We start from the raw sequence: 18352 nt of genomic DNA, 5'->3' as shown, positions 1-18352 counted from the left end.
ATCACCGCCTTTTATTGTTTTCTTCGTTAATTTTTTCTATCAAAATTTTTCTATATATATTCAAAAAATACATATATTTTGCATTTTGATCTAAAAAGCTGCCACCCTCTGGAAAGTTAATCATATTTCCTCTATGATCAAATAAATTGTTTTTTATTAATAGACACTGTTTTATGTGTTCTATTTCGTTCTCCTCAAAACCATAAAAGTTTATTTCACTGCTAATAAAAGTGCTTTTAATAAACATTTCTAATTTTAATCTGTCTATATTTGTTATAATCAAATAACCTTCGATTGCTTTATTTAAAATATTTTCGATTAATTCGGGTTTTAAACGTATTATATTTCTAAAATTCAATTCATCTTTTAACGTCCAACTTTGTAATAAATAAGGCAAGGCTTCTATTACCCTGCCTTGCCTTCTCAATTCTAATGTTCTAATTGTATCTTCACGAAAAATAAACAACTCATTATCATATTCCAATAACATCAGAACCACCAATTTCATACATTTCCAATAACTTGTTCCAAAGATTCTGCAAGATTTTTGGATTTACCTTCGTTTTTAAAATCTGTGGTGTTGGTTTTTCACTTTCACTCCAATTCAAAATTAATTTTGCTAATAAATCTACTGGAACCTCACCCATTTTTTCAGTATCAAGTTCTATTTCATTTGTTTTTGCATTCATTTTAACTGTCTTTGGTTTTATAGCTTTCTTTATTTCTTCTAACAAATAGAAATTAGGTTCAGCTTTCACTTCTATCCAATTATCAGTTTCTTTTTTTGCAATATTCATTTTGTCATCAAAATATATTTTTACAGTCTTTTGTTCATCAATAAAAAATCCCATACTTTCACCCTTTCTATTAATTATTAGTATGTTCCGTTGGTATTTTGATAATCTGAAACTTCAATAATATCTCCTGTTGCTGGTATTAATGCTGTAAAGTTTGCCTTAAACATTATTTTTTCAGGTCCTGATACATCGTGTGTCATCTCAGAGAAATTAATTCTTGGTAAGTATATAGTCAATTTTTCTCCTGTTGCTTTTTCTAACTTAATTCCTATAGCTCCGTCCTGGAAGTTTTTAAATTTACTATATTCACCACTAACAACAGAAGCATCAAAAATAATATCTAAGGATCCTGTTATTTCTAAGTTTCCAGCTTCAAGTGTTTTTCTTTTTCCTGTTCCGTCAAGTCTGTAATCATCAGTATCTAAGTTATTTGCAATATTCAATTCAATACTTGAATAAAGGTCAGTTGTTGTTTGAAAATCATCTGTATATAAGGTTAATTCTTTGAAGAAAAATGGTTGTGCATCTACATCAACTATTGTTCCTTCCGTTGCAGCACCTACTACTTCCTCTTTTCCAACAAAATCAAGACTAATAGAAGGTATTGAACCTACTGCACCACTGAATTTCAATGAATTTACTTTCATACCAAGGTATTTCATTTTTTGTCCTGAATGATCCACTTGAATTGTTGCAGAGGGTATGTCTGAGCTTAAATCCACCGGAACAATTTTTGTATATTCATCGCCTGAACTTGGTGTTGAATCTGGATCTTGTAATGAAGCGTTTCCTAATGCAAGGTAAAAAGCTAAACCTGCTGAGGTTGGATATGCTTCTAATTCAAGATTTCCTTCAGCACCTTCTTTAGTTGGTGCTAATGCTTTTGTTCCTCTAACCCCTAATAATGCCTCTGATTTTGCTGTTTCTATTTTATGGTTTAAACTTTCACTCTTAAAAGGCAACTTATATTTCAACGTTGCTTCAGTCGCGAACGAACTCTCTATTCCTAACAATACGCTTGATTTTGCACCTGTATAACTCATATATTATTCACCTCGCTTGTTTTTATTCTGAACATAACAAAAAGATGTTCATCATCAGAAGTAAATTCTGTATTCATCAACTGATAATTCTGCTTAAAATATTTTTCCAGAACTTCTACAATATCATATTTTTCTTGAAAAAACAATTCCGAATTTTCGCCTCTACTCATTGAAAACACACACACTATATCAATATTTACATTAATTTCATATCTCAATGAAGTCATTTGCTGATGATTAGATGAATCTAAAAAAATTGAAGCTGAAGATAAATAATCATCGGCCTTCAAAGCTCCAATACCTACGTTCTGAAAAATATTTTTGTTATTATACGTCATTCCTTCTAAATCTGATTTTATTGAATTTAATAAATCATTATACATCTTCCATCATTCCTTTTTTAAAGATTGTCAAAATCTTCTCTTTATTATCTTTCAATGTTCTTGCAAAAAAATATTTTCCTCTTGTTCCTGGATGTCTTACATGTTTAGCTACTGCCCAGTATTTTTTATCTCCCATATATCCTTGTGGTTTAGGGTTGGGTCCAATATACCAACTTAAAGCTTTTTTCCTTTTTGGGAAAATATCGTGTGCTTTAGTTCCATATTCTAAAAATATTGCATGTATTTGGTCAGTATAAATCTTTCCATGTTCTGTAGAAACTTCTGTAAAAACTTTATTTTTAATTTTTGATGAATTTAACTCTTTATCATACAAGAACTTTAAATAATTAACCAATAAAGAGGTTGCAATACCGAAGGCCTTCCTTCTTCCAGAAGGCCCTAGATTTTTCCCTAATTGTTTTAATTTTTTATTTAATTTCTTATCACCAACAATTTCAATCTTCATAACTCATCTCTCCTGCAACTATATCCCATTCATATTCTCTTGTTATTCTTTCAATTTCACGTATCAATGAAGTTTTTGAATAACTCTCTTGATAATCACCTCTCGTTGTTGTTTTTGCCGAATCCCAATCTCTAAGCAGTTGTCTTAAAGCATCTCTAACAGCAAGCATTAAATAGGTTTTATTTTCTGCAACGTATAAATCATCTTTATTTAATCCATGATCACCAAGCCAAGCTTCTAATTCAGAATCAGAAAAAACTTTACTGTTGTTATCTCTTAACTCAATTCTCATTCTTTCCAGATTTGTCATTATTATCATCTTCTTTTTTGAAACTTTTACTACCTCAATAACTTTTCTTTTAATCAAATCATTAACTGGATACTTTTTATCTAACTCTATAATTTCTCCTTTTTTTGCAATTTTCCCATCTAACGTCAATGGAATTAATACCTTATATTTCATTTTTCCAACCTCCTATCCATTATTTAAAAATAAAAATCCGCCCATCAGAGCGGATTATATTAAGCTATAACTGTAGCACTTACTGTATAATCAGCATATGGCATAGATGGAATTTGAGCAGCTGCAGCTTTCGTCCATAATGAAACAGGTTCTGTTGATTCCCATTGTACAACTGTTATACCTTTAAGTTCTTTCTTTTTCTTACCTGCATCTTCTAATAATGCTTCAGCGGTTGGACCAACAAGTGTATCTCCTGCTACTCCATTTCCAGGAAGTAATACAAATTTGTTTTCATCAAAGAATCTTACTGTATTTCCAGCTAAATCTCTTGCCTGCAAATCATAATGAGTTATGGAAGGTAACCCTTTTGATTTAAAATAGTTGTTTAAAGTTCCTAAATCAAGTAATCTATCAGAATTAACTCCAAAAATAGCTTTTCTAAGATTAACATTTCTCAATAAGTAATTTACAACTTTTAAAGATGTTACAGCTTTTGTTGGCTGAGGGCCACCTTTTTCAATAACCATTGATACCCATGTGTAAATGTCATTTTCTGGATCTGAATTTGTGGTATCGCTCCAAAGAGTCGCAACAGTTGGTTTGTTTTCAGATGGCATTAAATAATCAATTGAATATACAAATCCATCATTTGTAAAATCAAGTTGCCCTTTACATAATGCTTGCATTCTTAAATATTCTATTTTGTTCTCAACACTATCAAATACTGCAGTTACATCATCAAAAATCTTTCTTATTACACTTTCTGGAATATCATATCCTCTATTCTGGAATTTCTTTAATTTAATATACTCTTCTTCATCTAAGCTTCTTTTAATTTTTATAACAGGTATTTTACCAGATACTGTTGATACTCCATCTCTCCCCATAATTGCTGCTTCAGCACCAAATGGTTGAACTCTAGCCATTACCGGAAGATTATTTGCACCTTTAACCCATTCAAAAGACAATGTATCAATTGTTTTTCTTGGAAAAATTGCATCACCTAAAAATTTCCTTCCTGGTCTATTTAACATGTAATTTAAAAAGGTTTTTGATTCTAAAAGATTAGAAATAGTTTTCATGTTATATCACTCTCCTTATATAAAGATAATATGTGATAATTGTGTTTTTGCTGTGGCATCAATACCGGTAAGTTTTGATTCTTGCACAACACCGTGAATTACGTAATTAGCCATTTCATCTTCTTTAGTCACATCTACATCATGCACTAAAATACCAACTGCTGTTTGTCTTCCATCAGCTGCAGCAGAATCATATGGCCCAAATTTTCCACTTGCAGTTATTTTTCCTAAAACTGTTCCAGCTTTTAAAATTTTATCTCCATCTGAATCTGCAGTTACTGTTGAAGAATCAATTACACAACCTAACATTACAAAATGATCACTTACCAAAAATGCTACACTACCAGCATAATCTTTTTGATTAAGCATTTAAATCACTCTCCTTTCTTATTTCCAAAAATCTTCAATTTTTACTCCGTGATTATCAGAGTTTAAAATACTTTCCAGCTCTTTATCAATATGAGTTAAATCATCTGAAGCTGTCCCTTTTATAGAAGTTCCTTTCTTTAAATCTTCAATTTTAGCTTGAGTCAATTTTTCAATTACAGTTTTAAGTGTTTTTATATTCTTTTCTGTGGTTTTCACATCATCTTTCATAACTATTGGCATTAGTGAGTCTGCATAATCAGCAAATCCTTCCTTCACTAATAGCTTTTCAGTTTGATAGATTAAATCTTTTTTTGCCAATTCGGCTTTCAACTTTTCAATTTCACTCATAGGATCAGTTTCTTCACTTTCATTGTTTTTGTTGGGTTCAGTTTCAGTTTTCTTGTTTGATTTTAATTCCTCAATAATCTTAGTTAGCTCTGAAATCTGTGTTTTCAATGCTTCAATTTCTGTGTTTTTTTCTGGATCCTTTGTAGGTTCATTATTTGGTGCATTCTCATTTGTGGGATTATTTTGTGATTCTGTTCCATTTTCACCTCCTTCACCACTTTCTGCAAACAACTGTAAATCAAAGTTAAAATCTAAATCTTTACCTTTCACTATTTCACCTCCATTTAATTTTGGTAATAAAAAAAGGAGCCTTAAAGGCTCCTATATTCAAAATTTTATTCAGAATCTTCTAATATTACATCCGGCTCAGTCAACTCTTTAAAAAGTTTCTTCACCCATTGAGGGGCATTTGGTTTTAAAACCCAACCATTTTCATCGTAATCTATCCATTTTTCAAATTCATTGTATTGTTCTTCAGTAACCCATTCTGGTATTTTTTTCATTTTTTCAACTCCCTTTTAATAATCTTCAAAATTTCCAAGGAAAGTTTAGAAGGATTCTTAGATGTTACTCCATTTGCTATTGCTTGCGCTATAAGTTCATGAGAATCCTCTGTTGCATATTTCCCCAATTCATTTTTTATATATTTATAAACTTTATTATAATCCGTTGGATCAATTCCTAAATTTTTTAATGCTTCATCCCTAATTTTGTTTGCTAATTTATTAGACTTCCAAACATTAAAAAAGTTTTTTTCTTTTCTTGTTATTTTCATTTCAAGGGCATGCCCAATTTCATGAGCAATTATAAATTCAGAATTTGCGCCTTCAGGATGAAAGTTTGCTTTTATATCTCTTTCTAATGCTCTTAAAATAGAATCTTTGTTTTTAAATATTTTTGAAATTTTCAAAGTTCTATAGACTTCATCATCTTGATATTTTAATTCGTATTTTGCATAAGCTGATGAAAAATTACCAAAAGAAATTTCATCAAGAATATTATCCATCGAATCTCCAAATTCATTATGCATTTTATCAAACGCACTATTTATTGTTTTTATTGTCTCTTCATCTGTTTTGCCAAATTTTGTTTTTATGTTATATTTTTTACTGATATATTCTTTTGGAGGTATTTTTTCAAACTCTTTATTTTTCACATTTTTATCTTTTTTATCAATTATACCATAATCTTCCAGAACTTTTTCATCAAAAACTTCAGTTTCAAAACAATTGCACCATGGATGATCTGGAGCTGGTGGATAATATTTTATTGGATATACACCTCTTCCAAGCCCAAAAGCATTTTGTGTCGCATTCTTTTCACAGTTACAATCATACACTCCATATTTATGTTTGTGTGAAAGATTCCATTTCATTCCCTTAATCCATTCTTTATTTTCAGCAAGTTTCAATGTGGTTGTTCTATATGCTCTTTCAATTTCCGCTTCTACAAGTCGTCTTGTTAGATAATTTGTTTTTTTTACTGTGTATAAATTAATTACTTCTTCTATCTTTTTATAGGACATTTTCTCAAACTCTTTTTTTAAATACTCTGGAATTTTTATTTTAGGCGATTTTATCTCTTGTAATTCCATCATTGTATCCCAAACAGATTCGCCTGCAAGAATATTCTTTTTTAATGAATCAAATATCTTATCTCTTATTTGTTTTGAATGACCCCATAATCTTTCAGAAATAGTTAATCCGTCTTGTGCTTTGTAAGAAATCAAATAATCCATAATATTTTTGTTCCATTTTATATGTTCAACTAAATTTTCCATTCCTACTTTAAAATAAATTTCTTTCATGTTTTCAAAAGCTCTGAAACTTGATTCTTCTAAAAGATTTAATGTTGTAGTTTTGTATCTTTTATAGAACTTATTTATTTCTTTCTTCAAATCTTCTTTTATTTGATTTAAATAAATTGCTCTAATATTTCCCATATCATCTTTATATTTTTTTATTCTATTGTTTAAATCATAATAAAGTTCTTTAAATAATTTTACATATTCTGATCTGTATTTATATTCAAGATCATTTATTGCTGTATTTAAATAATTTTTTCTTAATTCCAAAATTTTAGATTCAAAGTCTTGTTTTGTCATTTTAAATCCTCCTACTAAATTTGCAAAAATATCAAAACTTTATATTTAATCTCTCCTTTCTAATAAAAATTAAGCCCTTTTCAGGCTTTTATTTTTCACCAACCTAATGGATTAACTTGATTTTCTTTCTCAAGATTTTTCATTTCTTCTTCAGCGTTATCAATCACTCCTTCTTTCTCTAATTTTTCCAATTGCCATTTTTTGCTTAAGATACCAGAAGCTTTAGTAACTTCATTTATTACATCATCAAAATCACGTGGAGTTATTGGTTCAAAACCTACTTGTGTTTTTATTTTTTGATCAAATATTAACCAACTTATTAATTCGTTTAATTCTTCCAATCCATTTTTTAAAGAACCACGAGCTAAATTAATATGTGAGCTTATTTCTATTAATTTCTTTTCTAAACCTGGCCCAGTAATTTGTCCCCTGCTTTTAAAATATCCATTAAAACAATTTCAGGGAAAAGTTTTTCGATTGTCTTATTTATTTTATCTTGTTGTACTTGTATTCTTTCAGCCATTGCACCATTTGATTCAAGAATGTTTAATCCTTTAGAATCTCTTGGATAATGCAAAAACTTCCTTATTTTTCTTTTATCTTTGCTAATAATTATTTTAGTTTCTTTATTTGCTTGTTGTTTTGCCATAAAAGATTCGCCTAAATCATCGTAAAGAATTGGATCTGCATGTAAATCAAAAAGAACATCAAGATATGATTCGTATAAATTCAATCTATCTTGTAATCTGATTAATCCTATAATCCTATAATTTTCATTATCAATTCTTATAAAAGGAATTCCGTCATATAAATTCGGTTTTCTCTCTTCTTTATCATCTATTTTGGTTATTATTTCATCTTCGGTAAGAATCTTTTTTGTTTGTACTTTTTTACCATCAATAAAAATCTCACTTTGAATCTCAACTTTTACTATTTCATTTGCCACTTTTTCAATTGAAACTGCGCTTGGGTGATGAAGTATTATTTTTGTCCCTGAAATCTTATCAGTTGTATCTTCAAGAACAGCTTCTAAATTGACCTGATTATACAAGAAAAATGTTTTGCAATTTCATATTTCAAAGTTTGCATATTATTATTTTCCCAAACGTCCCAAATTTGATCTACTTTATCTTTTTCACTTCCATCACCAACAAGAGAAAGTTTTTTTTGCATTGTAAGAGCAATTGATATAATAATAAATTTTGGAATGAAATTATATAAAAAATCAACATCATCTTGTTCATATTCAAATTCATCTTTAAACATCAAATCTAACAATTTAAAATCTATTTTGTCGTGAAATCTCATTCTCACCACTCCATTTCTTCTTCTATATAGGTTTGAGTATTATGCTTTAATCTATCCAAAGCTTGAGTCATAGCATCAACTTGGTCATCATGAGCACCATTTGGAAATGCTGCACATTCTTCTATAAAATCATGAATCCATGGTGCATTTTCTGGCAGATACACATTTCCAGCTTCAATGTCAGGGCTAACAGCTTCAGCTCTTGCGATTTTTGAGCCTCTGGGTTCTACCGGTACTAAACCGGGAATTTCATCTTTTAATGTTGCAATTACTGCAGGGCCATTAGCTTTATCTTCAACTAATTTCAATCTTGCTTGTGGCCATTTTAAACTTAATGTTTTTACCGCTCTTATCGTAGCGGGGAAATTCATTCTTGCTCTTACTTGATCCACTAAATATTTATTTGCACCTTTCCTTGCCCAAACTTGACCAACAACATAGTCAGATTCTTTTTTATCTTTAAAAGCCATATCCCACGACTGAATCATCTCATCAATATCCGAAGGTAATTGTTTATACCATTTCCACCAATTACGTTTAAGTATTCCACCTTCTGAAGGTGACGGTCTTTGCATATATAATGCTTCCCATGTCCTACTTCCAACTGACTTTTTCTTTTCTTCGGCCCACTTTTTATCATATCCACCTTCTGGCCATAATGTTTCACCTAATTTTCTGTTTAACGGATCTTCTTCAGAATCACAAACAACTGGCAAACTTACAATATACCAATTTTCTTTTTCTGTTTTTAATAATCTTCCAGCCAAATCATCTTCATGCCATCTCGTCATAATAATTATTATTTTTCCATTAGGATGAACACGAGTTAATAATGTGTTTTGCCATTCATTCCAGACTTTCTCTCTATAAGTCTCCGAATCTGCCTGTTCTCTATTTTTAAAAGGGTCATCTATAATAAGCAAATCTGCACCATGTCCTGTAATAGATCCACCAATACCAACAGAACGCATTCCGCCATTATGTTTTGATATCAACCAATCTGTCATTGAACTTTTTTCTTTAGAAACTTCTATATTGAATATTTCTTTTCCAAATTCTTTAATCTTTTGTCTATTATTTTTTCCAAAACGATATGCTAAATCATCTCCATATGCAACAGCTATAACAGATTCTTCTGGATGCTTTCCCAAATACCATGAAGGAAAAGTGTCCGATATCGTAGTTGATTTCCCATGTTGCGGTGGCATAAACACCATTAATCTTTTTATTTCCCCTCTTTCAACTTTCTCCAGAACACTTGCTAAATACTCATGAACTCTGGATCTTTTATAACCATGATTTGTATATTCACAGTAATCGATATAACTCTTTTTAAGTAAGATTTTTAATGCTCTATTTTTTAATTGGATTACCATAGGCTATCGCCCTCAATTCTTCAACGGTTAGTTCTTCAAGTTTTGAATCTATTTTATTTTCTACACTTCCAGATAGTTCTATTTTTTCTTTGAATTCATTTAGTTTCTCAAAATAAAGCCTCATAGCTGATACATCACCTTTTTCAATTTTTTTCAATAAAGCTGCATTGACCTTATATAAACTTCGTTTAAAAAATTCTTCTGATCTTTTATTCAATTCTTCAATAAACAACGGATTTTTTAGCCATTTATAAAACGTATCATGAGAAATTTCTAACTGAGTATATATTTCTTTGTGAGTATAATTATTTTCAATATCGATCAACATTTCAATTGCTTTTAATTGTTTTCTTGAAAGTCCTTTTCTTTCAGTTTTTCTCAGTTTCTTCTTCATCTTACCTCACCTCTCTCATCTCCTCTTTTTAAAATAAAAGCAGGGGCGCCCGTCAAACCCCTGCGTTAGATAGACGACCTCCTCTCTAATATGGAGTTTATCTATACCCACCCTCACAACCTCCACACGTACTGTATCCTTATCTGTAGTACGTTATCATAATTTATACTAACCAGTATTATACTAATCAAAATTATTATAATAAGTATAAAAAAATCCTACCTCATTAACACCGCTCGTACGAGTCAGCAAGAGGTAGGATAATTCCGGCATCTTTCCGGCACTATCCGGCATTAATCCGGCAGTTTCCGGCACTTTTCCGGCATTTATTTCAAAGGAGGGAAGAAACTGGTCAGGATAGCAGGATTCGAACCTGTACCACCACATCCCAAGTGTGGTATGCTACCATTAACACCATATCCTGTCGAACATTGTCGAAACTTGTCGATGTTTGTCGAAATAAAAAAAAGAGCCTTTCGGCTCCACTAAGTATAGTATTCCATTCTATTTAATTATACCACATTTTGTGGCAATTGTCAACTTTTTTCTTTATAAGTAACAAAAGATGCAAATGGAACTGTTGATTTTATCAATGATTTTTCGTAATAATATAATAAAAAGTCTACTGCTTCTTCATGTGTTCTTTCTATTAATTTTAAATTTTCTCTCCAGTTAACTTGAAAGGGTAGATTGTTCCCATTTGGATGAACTTTTCTTAACCTTTTGAACGATGTCCAAAAAATATTATTTGCATCAGATTTATCGATAATAATAAAATAAAAATCTTTTTCTTTATCTTTACCAAGATTTTCAAATAATGATTTGTGAAATTCATTCCATTTATCAGATTCGGGAATTTGACCAGTTAATGCATAATAAAATCCTTTTTTCGAATTTACATTATCTGCTGATTTTAAAAATGAAGTCTTAATACTAATATATAAGTCATTTATTTTAACAGAATACCATTCTCTAGGGTTAAAACTTCCATCATCTTTTTTTGTGGGATATTCCACAGAATAATTCTCACAATTAGGAAAATGTGTCAATTTATTTTTTAACAATTTTACACTTTCTTCAATAACTTCCTCAGAGCGAAACCTACCGTCACGTCCACTACTAACTAAAGACTTTAGTTTTTCATTCTTTAAAAATTCAACCTTTAAAAATTCAACTACATTATCAAGAATTTCCATACTTCCCTCCTTATATATAATTCTTCAACTACCAATTATTTCTAAAAAAAATAAACAAAATAATTTAAATATATATTTCATTTATATAAATTTTTTAAAATATTCCGGTAATATAACATTTTCTAATTTTTTTTGTGTAAATATGTATCTGCCATCACATACAAACCCTAACTCTTCCCAATCTAATTTGTTTAACATATCTTTTAATTCATATATATCTATATTTTTATTTTTTGGGAAGATTCCCAAAATACTACCATCATAATATATCGATTTATGGATAAAAAAAGGTTGATGATTTCTAGTTTTTGCATTTACATATATTCTAGGATCATTTGAAACATAAAAATCTCTCCCCATTTCCACCAATTACTATCATCAAATTTTTTTATCCTTCTATTCAATAATTGATTTTTATGTTTCAACAAATGATCATTAATAATATTGTATATCATTTTTTTTGTTTTTCCGGTTTTTTGGGTATAAGAACATACAACATCTATATTTCCAGTTTCATGTTCAAATATTTTGTCATTCCCGCTTACTCCTCCAACTTTCACATAAGCTATATCACTTAAATGCATAGTATATTTTTTTTCTTTAACGAAATAAATGAAACCTTTAGAACAATATTGATACCTTTCTTCATTATTAAATAAAGTTTTATGAGACATATTATTTTTTTCATATCTAAATACTATTACATTTGGAGAAAAATCATTACCGAATATTTTTTTATCCCAAAAGTATAAATATGGGTAAAAGTACCATTCTCATGAAGATAACTATTTAACTTTAAAGCAGATGTTAAATCAAATAGTTCTCTAGGTACTATAAATATTATCTCGCCTTTTTCTTTTAAATGCAAAAAAGATTTATAAATAAAGTATAAAAATAGATTTGTTCTGTTATCAAATAAATAATTATATTTTTTCAGTTTTAATTGGGTGCTAGGCAAAATATTTTTATATTTTACATATGGTGGGTTACCTATAATAGTATCAAACTTGTTATAAATAGGATAATCAAAAAAATCCATAATTATTGTTTTATAATTATTTTTTAATGCAATTTTTCATCTAATTCTATCGAAACAATATTATCTTTTTGAAATCTATTTTTAAGTTCTTTTAAAAATGCACCTTCCCAGCAGATGGCTCTAAAATATTTTTACCATATTTAATTAAATCAACCATTTTTTTTACAATGTTATTAGGAGTAAATACTTGCCCCATTTTTTCAACTTTATCTTTCAAATTTATCCCTCCTATTCAAAACATATTCTACCATATTTTTTATTAAATTTTTATGCTAATATCTTTTTAAAAGCCTTTTTCTCAATTCTCCAAATACATTTTCTATCTAAATTCATCTTTTTTGCTATTTCTGCATAAGACAATGTTTTGTATTTCATTTTTTTATTTAATGTTCTTTCAAAATCGTGATTTATATATCTCCAAAAAATCACTTCTTTCTCATGAGAAGTTAAAAGCTCTAACCATTCTTCTACAACTTTTATTATTACCAATGCATCCACATATTCTTTTGGATTCCATCCTTTATCATTGCGTTAAAATCCTTTATTTTTAAAGCACCAAAACTTTTAATTTTTCCAAATTCTTCACTTTTGAATTTTTCTTGAACATGTATTTCGTCATCATAAAAATCAAGATTAACCTGTTTCCCATAATTTTTTGCAATGCGAGTTTATACTTTTGAAGTATCAAAATTATATCTTCTTCTGTAATTTGAATTTCTTCAAAAATAGAAACGATATTCATTCAATATCACACACCTTTATATTATCGCAGGTTTCTTTTTACCCTCTTTCAAAACTTTTGCATCAGCTTTGAATTCCACGTGTATAATTACATCGTGAATATTGGATAATTGAATTACATTATCTAACTCATCAGTTAAAACTGGATTTTTTGAATTTAAAACAGTTAATAAAGATATTGCATCAGATAAATTTTCAACATATACTTGTTTTAAGTGTCTGGAATTAAAAAAACTATATTTCTTCATAAGTTCTCATCTCCTTATTTAATTCAAAATTTATATTCGTTAAATTTGTTTTGCTTGATTTTCTATTTTAATCAATCGATATAAATCAGAATGTAATATTTTCAACTGTTCTTGAACATTTTTTTGGCTTTTTCATTCCTAACATTTTTAAGTGCATCTTCATAGTTTCTTATTGTATTTATGCACTTTTCTTTTTTCTTTGTACATTTTCTAGTGCTTCTTGATTAAGTAATAATTCAAGATGTAAATCTTCATTAATCACTTTATTCCCTCCCTATTTGTAAAAAATAACAATCGTTTTATCTTTCCCATCAACAAATGATTTTGTTTTAGTATCTATGTTTTTATCATCTTCAAATACAACTCCTTGAAAGCTGTCTATGAGAATTTTAAGAAGATTATTAGGATCTGGATGTCTCCAATTTTTAAAGTGAAAATGCATTTCCATTAAATAAAAATTTCTATCTTTTGGTATCATAGTCCATCTTGCTTTACGCATAGCTTCTCTAGCTATATAATAAACACGTTTTTGAAACTCTTTTGCTTGTGGCGTTTTATACAGTCCGTGTCCCCTGCCTCTTTTTCTATATGCATGATTAACACTCGGCGGAATTCCTTCTATTTCAATTTCTAATTTCAAATTTATCCCTTCTTAATCTCATATTTTCTGTAAAGAGTTTCGCGTTCTTAGTTTCTAATTCTTTTAATCTTTTCTTTAATTTTTCGTTCCTTTCTAACTCTTCAGCATACTTATAATTTAGTCTCAAGATATCATCTTCTAATTCATTTCTAGCAGAAATTGTAAGTAAAGCTAATATAAAAAAGCCAGTAAAAACTCCAACAGAAAAAGTCAAAAAAAATGCTAATAACATTATCACACCCCCAGTATTTTTTACCTATTTTGTACGGAATATACCTAAGTAAATTAAAGAACAAAGCATCTAAACTTTTTTCTGAAAGACTATATGACCTTTTACCTTTCTTAAGTATTACTTTAAATCCTCTTTGTGTTTTACAAATTTCGACGCTTTCATATATCTCGAACAAAGCTTTTATTATCAATTCATATTGCTTATTAAAATTCGAATTTTTTAAATCTTGATTATACGTAATAAATGCCATTAAAAACTTTGAAAATTTTTTTATTTCACTATCTGATTTTAATTCAGAATCCATACTATCCCTCCCTATTTTGTTGTTTCGTCAAGAGGGAAAAATTGAGGAAAATCATCATTTGCAATATCTAAATTTTCCGGATCCTCTAATACATCTCCATTGCTAGATGTTTCATTCTTCTTGTTAGGCATAAACACAAAATTTAAAACAATTACCTCAGTTATGTTATGCCATTCGTTTTTTTCATCCTGCCATGAATTCGAACTTAACTTACCTTCTATTAAAACTAAATCACCTTTTTTAAGATATTTTTCAAATATATTAGCTTTTTGGCCAAAAACTTTTATTCTAAAAAAATCTGCTTCATATTCACCATTTTCATTCTTTTTTCCACTATCAACAGCCATAGTAGATACCGCATATCCATTTCCATTTGCAGCTAATCTTATTTCTGGATCTTTTGTCAAACGTCCTAATAGAGTCACTCTATTATATGAATAAGCCATGATTTCACCCTTCAAATAGTCCAAAACTTCCTCTTTTTCATATAAATTCACATTATGTAAAAAGCTCTCAAGAAATTTTTCAGTTGTAGATGTATCAACTTTCAGATTAAACTTTTTAGTTAGACTTCTCACTAATTTATTTTCATCTTTACTGTGTTTTAAGATATATTCCAATTCTGCGGTATAGTATCTATGCATGTACTTATTGCAAATTAACTTTCTTGTTATTAATTGTCCGTTATAAGTGTCTAGATAATATTTCGCGTAATCTTTACAATTTAACGATATAACATGACAACTTTTGCATTTTTTCTCTTTTAATAAATAATCCTTTACTTGCAGCATATCCATGTAGGTTAGTCTTTTTAGTTTTTTATTAACCAGATTATTTACATATCCGAAAATTCTATTATCTTCAACCTCTTGTTGTAAGTATTTTTCCGCTTCATGCCTTGGAAATTGCTGTATGTATTCTTCAAGCTTTTTTACTTTTGCTATTATTTCATCAATAAAAGTCGCATAAGTAACAGCCATATAATCATCTCCTCAGAAGGCTTTTTATTTCCTCATCAATAGTTCCTACAATTCCCCTGTTGTTATATTTCCCCTCAATAACTTTTGCAAAATTATTTGGTCTCATTAACCATTCGAGATCAGCAATAAAAGGGTTTCTATTACCATAATCTGCTCTTCCTGTTAAAAAGTCTGATTCTTCAACACTTTGGAAATACTGTTCCCAAAATTTCAAATCTGGGTATTCTTTCCATCGTGCTTTAATATATTTTTTCCTAGTTTCATTTAAAACCTTTACTCTAGGAAGTGAAGGACAATATGTATGATATAATTCAATAATTTTTTTATACGGAGTGTGCGGTGGTCCTTCAACTTGTTGAGGGACTATACTCTTTTTATTTTTTTCTATATTCTCTTCTCTATATTCTATATTCTTATAACGTGTCTCAGGAAGTGTTGCAGAAACCGTCTCAGAAAGTGTCTCGGATAGTGTCTCAGTTACCGTCTCATATTGGGACACTTTGCTAACCGTCTCAGAAACTGTATCTATATGAGACACTTTAAATACTTTACCCAAAGAATAAGTTGCATAATTCTTTTTCCCTTTCCCACTAATAAAATCAATTAATCCATACTGCTTTAGTCTATTTCTTGCTCTATATACTTCTGCTCTAGATATGCCAGCTAACAATTCCAGCTTGGGAGTCCCGATTGAGATCCTGGATTCCAAGAGATTGTTATTCTCTCCCCTTGTCCTGTTAATTTCGGCCAAAATAGCAAAGAATAAAGCAATCTCAGAATCGCTAAGTTCCCAATCCAGACGATCTCGCCAAAACCGGCTAAAAACTGTGGCAATTTGCATGTATTTCACCTCTTTAAAATTACGACATTTTTAAAAAAGGGGGCAGGGGGCACCCCTAAAATCAATCAAATACTTTATTTACCAAATTATTTTGGAGATCAAATAATGTATCTGCTGGTTCTTCTTTGTTGTTTTCCTCTTTTTCTTCTTTCTTGGAATCTTTAATCTGCTCTTCTTTATCATTTTGTACATTTTGAACCTCAGGAACTGCAGGTATTGATGGTATTTCAGGTATCGTAATGGACTCTGGATTTTCAATATATGCTTCTTCATACATAGCACCTATTGGATAAAGTCTCCTTAATGCTCGTCTTAATGCTTTAGTGCGGCTTCTTTCTTCTGGATCATCCATTTTATTTCCTGTAGCTTTTACAGTTGCATATCCTTTTTGAGTTTTTCCATCATTTGTTGTAACAGTACATATAGTTTTATATAATCCCGGTTTTATTTCTGATGTTTCATAATCAATAGTTTTTATATTTCCTTTGGTTTGAGCATAGTATAAAAAACCTTCAGCAGTTATATAAATCTTTTTAGCTATTGGAAGTGTATGTAAGAGTGGTTTAAGGCCATATTCTATCTCATAGCGTGCCATCTCTAATAAAATCATTTTTACTTCATTTAATGATGTATGTGCATCTTGTTGTTTCATCATTCTGGAAATGTTTTCAAAAATACCAAATCTAAAATATTCGAAAAGCTTTTGTATTACCAATCCTTCATAAACATTTAATTCAACTTCACCGTATTCGGTTTGTTTCTTCATTTTTCTTTTTGCCTCTTCTAATGCTTTAAAATCTATGTTATAACCAGTATTTTTACTAAATTCTTCAATTGATTCAATTTCCCATAGGTTCTTTTTTTCAATAGCTGGCATTTACTCCACCTCCTCTAATACAAAACTCTTTCTTTTTGATATAGTGAAATAATCTTTCAAGACACCTTCAATTATTAATGGTTCTAGTTTTTTATTGTCTAAATCAAAATAAATTAAAGGATCCAAATTATTTTTTTCTGCAAATTCCCATATAAATTTCTTTAATTCATCTTTATTTATTCCGCGTTTTTTAGTTATAGTTTCTGAATAAGTAAGTTTATATACTTTATTTTCATCAATTTTCACAGCACCTTCAGGCTTTGATTTTACATACTCTTTTAAAGCTTTCTCTCTATTCTTTACCAACTCTTTTAATACAATTACTTCTTTATAAATTTTCACAGCATCTTCATCATTTAAAATAGTTGGAATATCTTTTGATTCAATCTGATTTACTAATGGACACATACTTACATATGAACAAAACGCACAATGTCTGCCAGGTTTAGGAGTGAATTTGGTATCTGTTTCTATGGAATTTACTAATTTATATAGTTTATTAACAGTAATTTATAAATCTTCAGAAGTTACATCAAAAATTAAAATATCATTAGAATTAAGCATTATATATCCAACTCTAGTTACTGGTCTTTGTAAAGCTATACTTATTGCCCATGCATACAAGAAAACTTGAAATTTAGTAGGAGTACTATGACCAGTTTTCCAATCCCAAACTTCTAAAGTTTTTCCATCTTGAGTAGTAATTAAATCTGCAACCCCTCTTAGCCAAACATCTTTAGAAAAGAAATCTGTTAATTCACCTTTTTGAGTTATTCCAAATTTTGTTTCAATTCCTAATATTTTTCCAAGATTTTTACTGTGTTTCACTGCACTTTTAACCATATATTCTGCATCTCTAATATCATCAAAAGCAATTTCAGCTAAAATGTTTTTATAATCTTTTCCTTTTAACGCATTAGCTATAGCTTCATGTATTTTTATTCCTTTAAATCCTTCATCTCCAACTAATTCCGGTAATTTATCTATATACTTAAATCGAAACCTCTTTGGACATCTTTCGTATTCGGTTAATCTACTCATGGAATAAGGTGCTAATTTATTCATCTTTTCTCCCTCCTATTGTTTTCAAATTTCAAATTTTTATGGTATAATTACACTGC

Annotated in this window: 27 protein-coding genes, 1 tRNA gene and 1 pseudogene; all 29 read right to left on the bottom strand. The window is 29.3% G+C overall.

All coding sequences use genetic code 11. The features are described from left to right. Position 1 precedes the first annotated feature (1 nt). The 29 genes and pseudogenes from DJ007_RS01915 to DJ007_RS01780 all read right to left on the bottom strand — a co-directional run bounded on the left by DJ007_RS01915 (position 2) and on the right by DJ007_RS01780 (position 18296). Positions 2-490 carry a hypothetical protein gene (locus DJ007_RS01915; protein WP_129408087.1) on the bottom strand — a complete coding sequence of 163 codons (489 nt, stop codon included), beginning with the start codon at positions 488-490 and terminating at the stop codon, positions 2-4. Beyond that, positions 474-851, bottom strand: coding sequence for a hypothetical protein (locus DJ007_RS01910; protein ID WP_129408086.1), 378 nt, complete (start codon positions 849-851; stop codon positions 474-476). The genes DJ007_RS01915 and DJ007_RS01910 overlap by 17 nt, the downstream gene beginning before the upstream one ends. 23 nt (positions 852-874) lie before the next feature. After that, the gene (locus DJ007_RS01905) at positions 875-1840 is read right to left on the bottom strand and encodes a phage tail tube protein (RefSeq protein WP_129408085.1); all 966 of its coding nucleotides are present in this window, start codon (positions 1838-1840) and stop codon (positions 875-877) included. Next, positions 1837-2223, bottom strand: a complete 387-nt coding sequence (locus tag DJ007_RS01900) for a hypothetical protein (RefSeq protein ID WP_129408084.1) — start codon at positions 2221-2223, stop codon at positions 1837-1839. Before DJ007_RS01900 ends, DJ007_RS01905 begins: the two co-directional genes overlap by 4 nt. Then, complete coding sequence (locus tag DJ007_RS01895; RefSeq protein WP_129408083.1) at positions 2216-2689, bottom strand: hypothetical protein; 474 nt, start codon at positions 2687-2689, stop codon at positions 2216-2218. The genes DJ007_RS01900 and DJ007_RS01895 overlap by 8 nt, the downstream gene beginning before the upstream one ends. Then, positions 2679-3152 (bottom strand): hypothetical protein, encoded by a 474-nt coding sequence (locus DJ007_RS01890; protein ID WP_129408082.1) that lies wholly within the window; start codon positions 3150-3152, stop codon positions 2679-2681. Before DJ007_RS01890 ends, DJ007_RS01895 begins: the two co-directional genes overlap by 11 nt. 59 nt (positions 3153-3211) lie before the next feature. Next, complete coding sequence (locus DJ007_RS01885; RefSeq protein WP_129408081.1) at positions 3212-4234, bottom strand: major capsid protein; 1023 nt, start codon at positions 4232-4234, stop codon at positions 3212-3214. A 15-nt stretch (positions 4235-4249) separates the two neighbouring features. Then, positions 4250-4603 carry a head decoration protein gene (locus DJ007_RS01880; RefSeq protein ID WP_129408080.1) on the bottom strand — a complete coding sequence of 118 codons (354 nt, stop codon included), beginning with the start codon at positions 4601-4603 and terminating at the stop codon, positions 4250-4252. An 18-nt stretch (positions 4604-4621) separates the two neighbouring features. Further along, a complete protein-coding gene (locus DJ007_RS01875; RefSeq protein WP_165973950.1) occupies positions 4622-5221 on the bottom strand; it encodes a capsid assembly scaffolding protein Gp46 family protein in 600 nt (199 codons plus the stop codon). A gap of 65 nt (positions 5222-5286) precedes the next feature. After that, positions 5287-5454 (bottom strand): hypothetical protein, encoded by a 168-nt coding sequence (locus DJ007_RS14485; RefSeq protein WP_165973949.1) that lies wholly within the window; start codon positions 5452-5454, stop codon positions 5287-5289. Next, entirely contained in the window at positions 5451-7055 is a 1605-nt protein-coding gene (locus DJ007_RS01870) for a hypothetical protein (protein ID WP_129408078.1), read from the bottom strand. The genes DJ007_RS14485 and DJ007_RS01870 overlap by 4 nt, the downstream gene beginning before the upstream one ends. Positions 7056-7150: 95 nt before the next feature. Further along, a complete protein-coding gene (locus DJ007_RS01865) occupies positions 7151-7396 on the bottom strand; it encodes a hypothetical protein (RefSeq protein ID WP_129408077.1) in 246 nt (81 codons plus the stop codon). A gap of 62 nt (positions 7397-7458) precedes the next feature. After that, positions 7459-8106 (bottom strand): hypothetical protein, encoded by a 648-nt coding sequence (locus tag DJ007_RS01860; protein WP_129408076.1) that lies wholly within the window; start codon positions 8104-8106, stop codon positions 7459-7461. Beyond that, entirely contained in the window at positions 8085-8363 is a 279-nt protein-coding gene (locus DJ007_RS01855) for a hypothetical protein (RefSeq protein ID WP_129408075.1), read from the bottom strand. Before DJ007_RS01855 ends, DJ007_RS01860 begins: the two co-directional genes overlap by 22 nt. Positions 8364-8365: 2 nt before the next feature. Beyond that, positions 8366-9739, bottom strand: coding sequence for a phage terminase large subunit (gene terL, locus DJ007_RS01850; protein ID WP_129408074.1), 1374 nt, complete (start codon positions 9737-9739; stop codon positions 8366-8368). Continuing rightward, positions 9717-10133 carry a phBC6A51 family helix-turn-helix protein gene (locus tag DJ007_RS01845; protein WP_129408073.1) on the bottom strand — a complete coding sequence of 139 codons (417 nt, stop codon included), beginning with the start codon at positions 10131-10133 and terminating at the stop codon, positions 9717-9719. The genes terL and DJ007_RS01845 overlap by 23 nt, the downstream gene beginning before the upstream one ends. 349 nt (positions 10134-10482) lie before the next feature. Then, positions 10483-10557 (bottom strand) — tRNA-Pro (locus tag DJ007_RS01840). A 112-nt stretch (positions 10558-10669) separates the two neighbouring features. Next, the gene (locus tag DJ007_RS01835; RefSeq protein WP_129408072.1) at positions 10670-11329 is read right to left on the bottom strand and encodes a hypothetical protein; all 660 of its coding nucleotides are present in this window, start codon (positions 11327-11329) and stop codon (positions 10670-10672) included. Between the two features lie 81 nt (positions 11330-11410). Continuing rightward, a pseudogene (locus tag DJ007_RS19815) lies at positions 11411-12564 on the bottom strand (Eco57I restriction-modification methylase domain-containing protein). A gap of 71 nt (positions 12565-12635) precedes the next feature. Beyond that, the gene (locus DJ007_RS01825; RefSeq protein ID WP_129408071.1) at positions 12636-12866 is read right to left on the bottom strand and encodes a sigma factor-like helix-turn-helix DNA-binding protein; all 231 of its coding nucleotides are present in this window, start codon (positions 12864-12866) and stop codon (positions 12636-12638) included. A 49-nt stretch (positions 12867-12915) separates the two neighbouring features. Beyond that, positions 12916-13110: a hypothetical protein gene (locus tag DJ007_RS01820; protein WP_129408070.1), complete on the bottom strand. Its 195-nt coding sequence runs from the start codon at positions 13108-13110 to the stop codon at positions 12916-12918. A gap of 16 nt (positions 13111-13126) precedes the next feature. Beyond that, positions 13127-13357 carry a hypothetical protein gene (locus tag DJ007_RS01815; protein ID WP_129408069.1) on the bottom strand — a complete coding sequence of 77 codons (231 nt, stop codon included), beginning with the start codon at positions 13355-13357 and terminating at the stop codon, positions 13127-13129. Between the two features lie 274 nt (positions 13358-13631). Continuing rightward, a complete protein-coding gene (locus tag DJ007_RS01810; protein ID WP_165973948.1) occupies positions 13632-13997 on the bottom strand; it encodes a RusA family crossover junction endodeoxyribonuclease in 366 nt (121 codons plus the stop codon). Further along, positions 13981-14229 carry a hypothetical protein gene (locus tag DJ007_RS01805; RefSeq protein ID WP_129408067.1) on the bottom strand — a complete coding sequence of 83 codons (249 nt, stop codon included), beginning with the start codon at positions 14227-14229 and terminating at the stop codon, positions 13981-13983. Before DJ007_RS01805 ends, DJ007_RS01810 begins: the two co-directional genes overlap by 17 nt. A gap of 315 nt (positions 14230-14544) precedes the next feature. Beyond that, positions 14545-15513 carry a single-stranded DNA-binding protein gene (locus DJ007_RS01800; RefSeq protein WP_129408066.1) on the bottom strand — a complete coding sequence of 323 codons (969 nt, stop codon included), beginning with the start codon at positions 15511-15513 and terminating at the stop codon, positions 14545-14547. 4 nt (positions 15514-15517) lie between these two features. Then, a complete protein-coding gene (locus tag DJ007_RS01795) occupies positions 15518-16354 on the bottom strand; it encodes a hypothetical protein (protein WP_129408065.1) in 837 nt (278 codons plus the stop codon). A gap of 61 nt (positions 16355-16415) precedes the next feature. Next, positions 16416-17231, bottom strand: a complete 816-nt coding sequence (locus DJ007_RS01790; protein WP_129408064.1) for a hypothetical protein — start codon at positions 17229-17231, stop codon at positions 16416-16418. Next, positions 17232-17639: a hypothetical protein gene (locus DJ007_RS01785; protein WP_129408063.1), complete on the bottom strand. Its 408-nt coding sequence runs from the start codon at positions 17637-17639 to the stop codon at positions 17232-17234. It lies immediately after the preceding gene. A gap of 102 nt (positions 17640-17741) precedes the next feature. Beyond that, the gene (locus DJ007_RS01780) at positions 17742-18296 is read right to left on the bottom strand and encodes a PD-(D/E)XK nuclease family protein (RefSeq protein ID WP_129408062.1); all 555 of its coding nucleotides are present in this window, start codon (positions 18294-18296) and stop codon (positions 17742-17744) included. Positions 18297-18352 lie beyond the last annotated feature (56 nt).

The sequence above is a fragment of the Marinitoga lauensis genome (genome assembly GCF_004135675.1).
GTDB lineage: Bacteria > Thermotogota > Thermotogae > Petrotogales > Petrotogaceae > Marinitoga > Marinitoga lauensis.
Note: the sequence above shows the minus strand (reverse complement) of the source record. Positions and strands in the feature narration are given on the sequence as shown.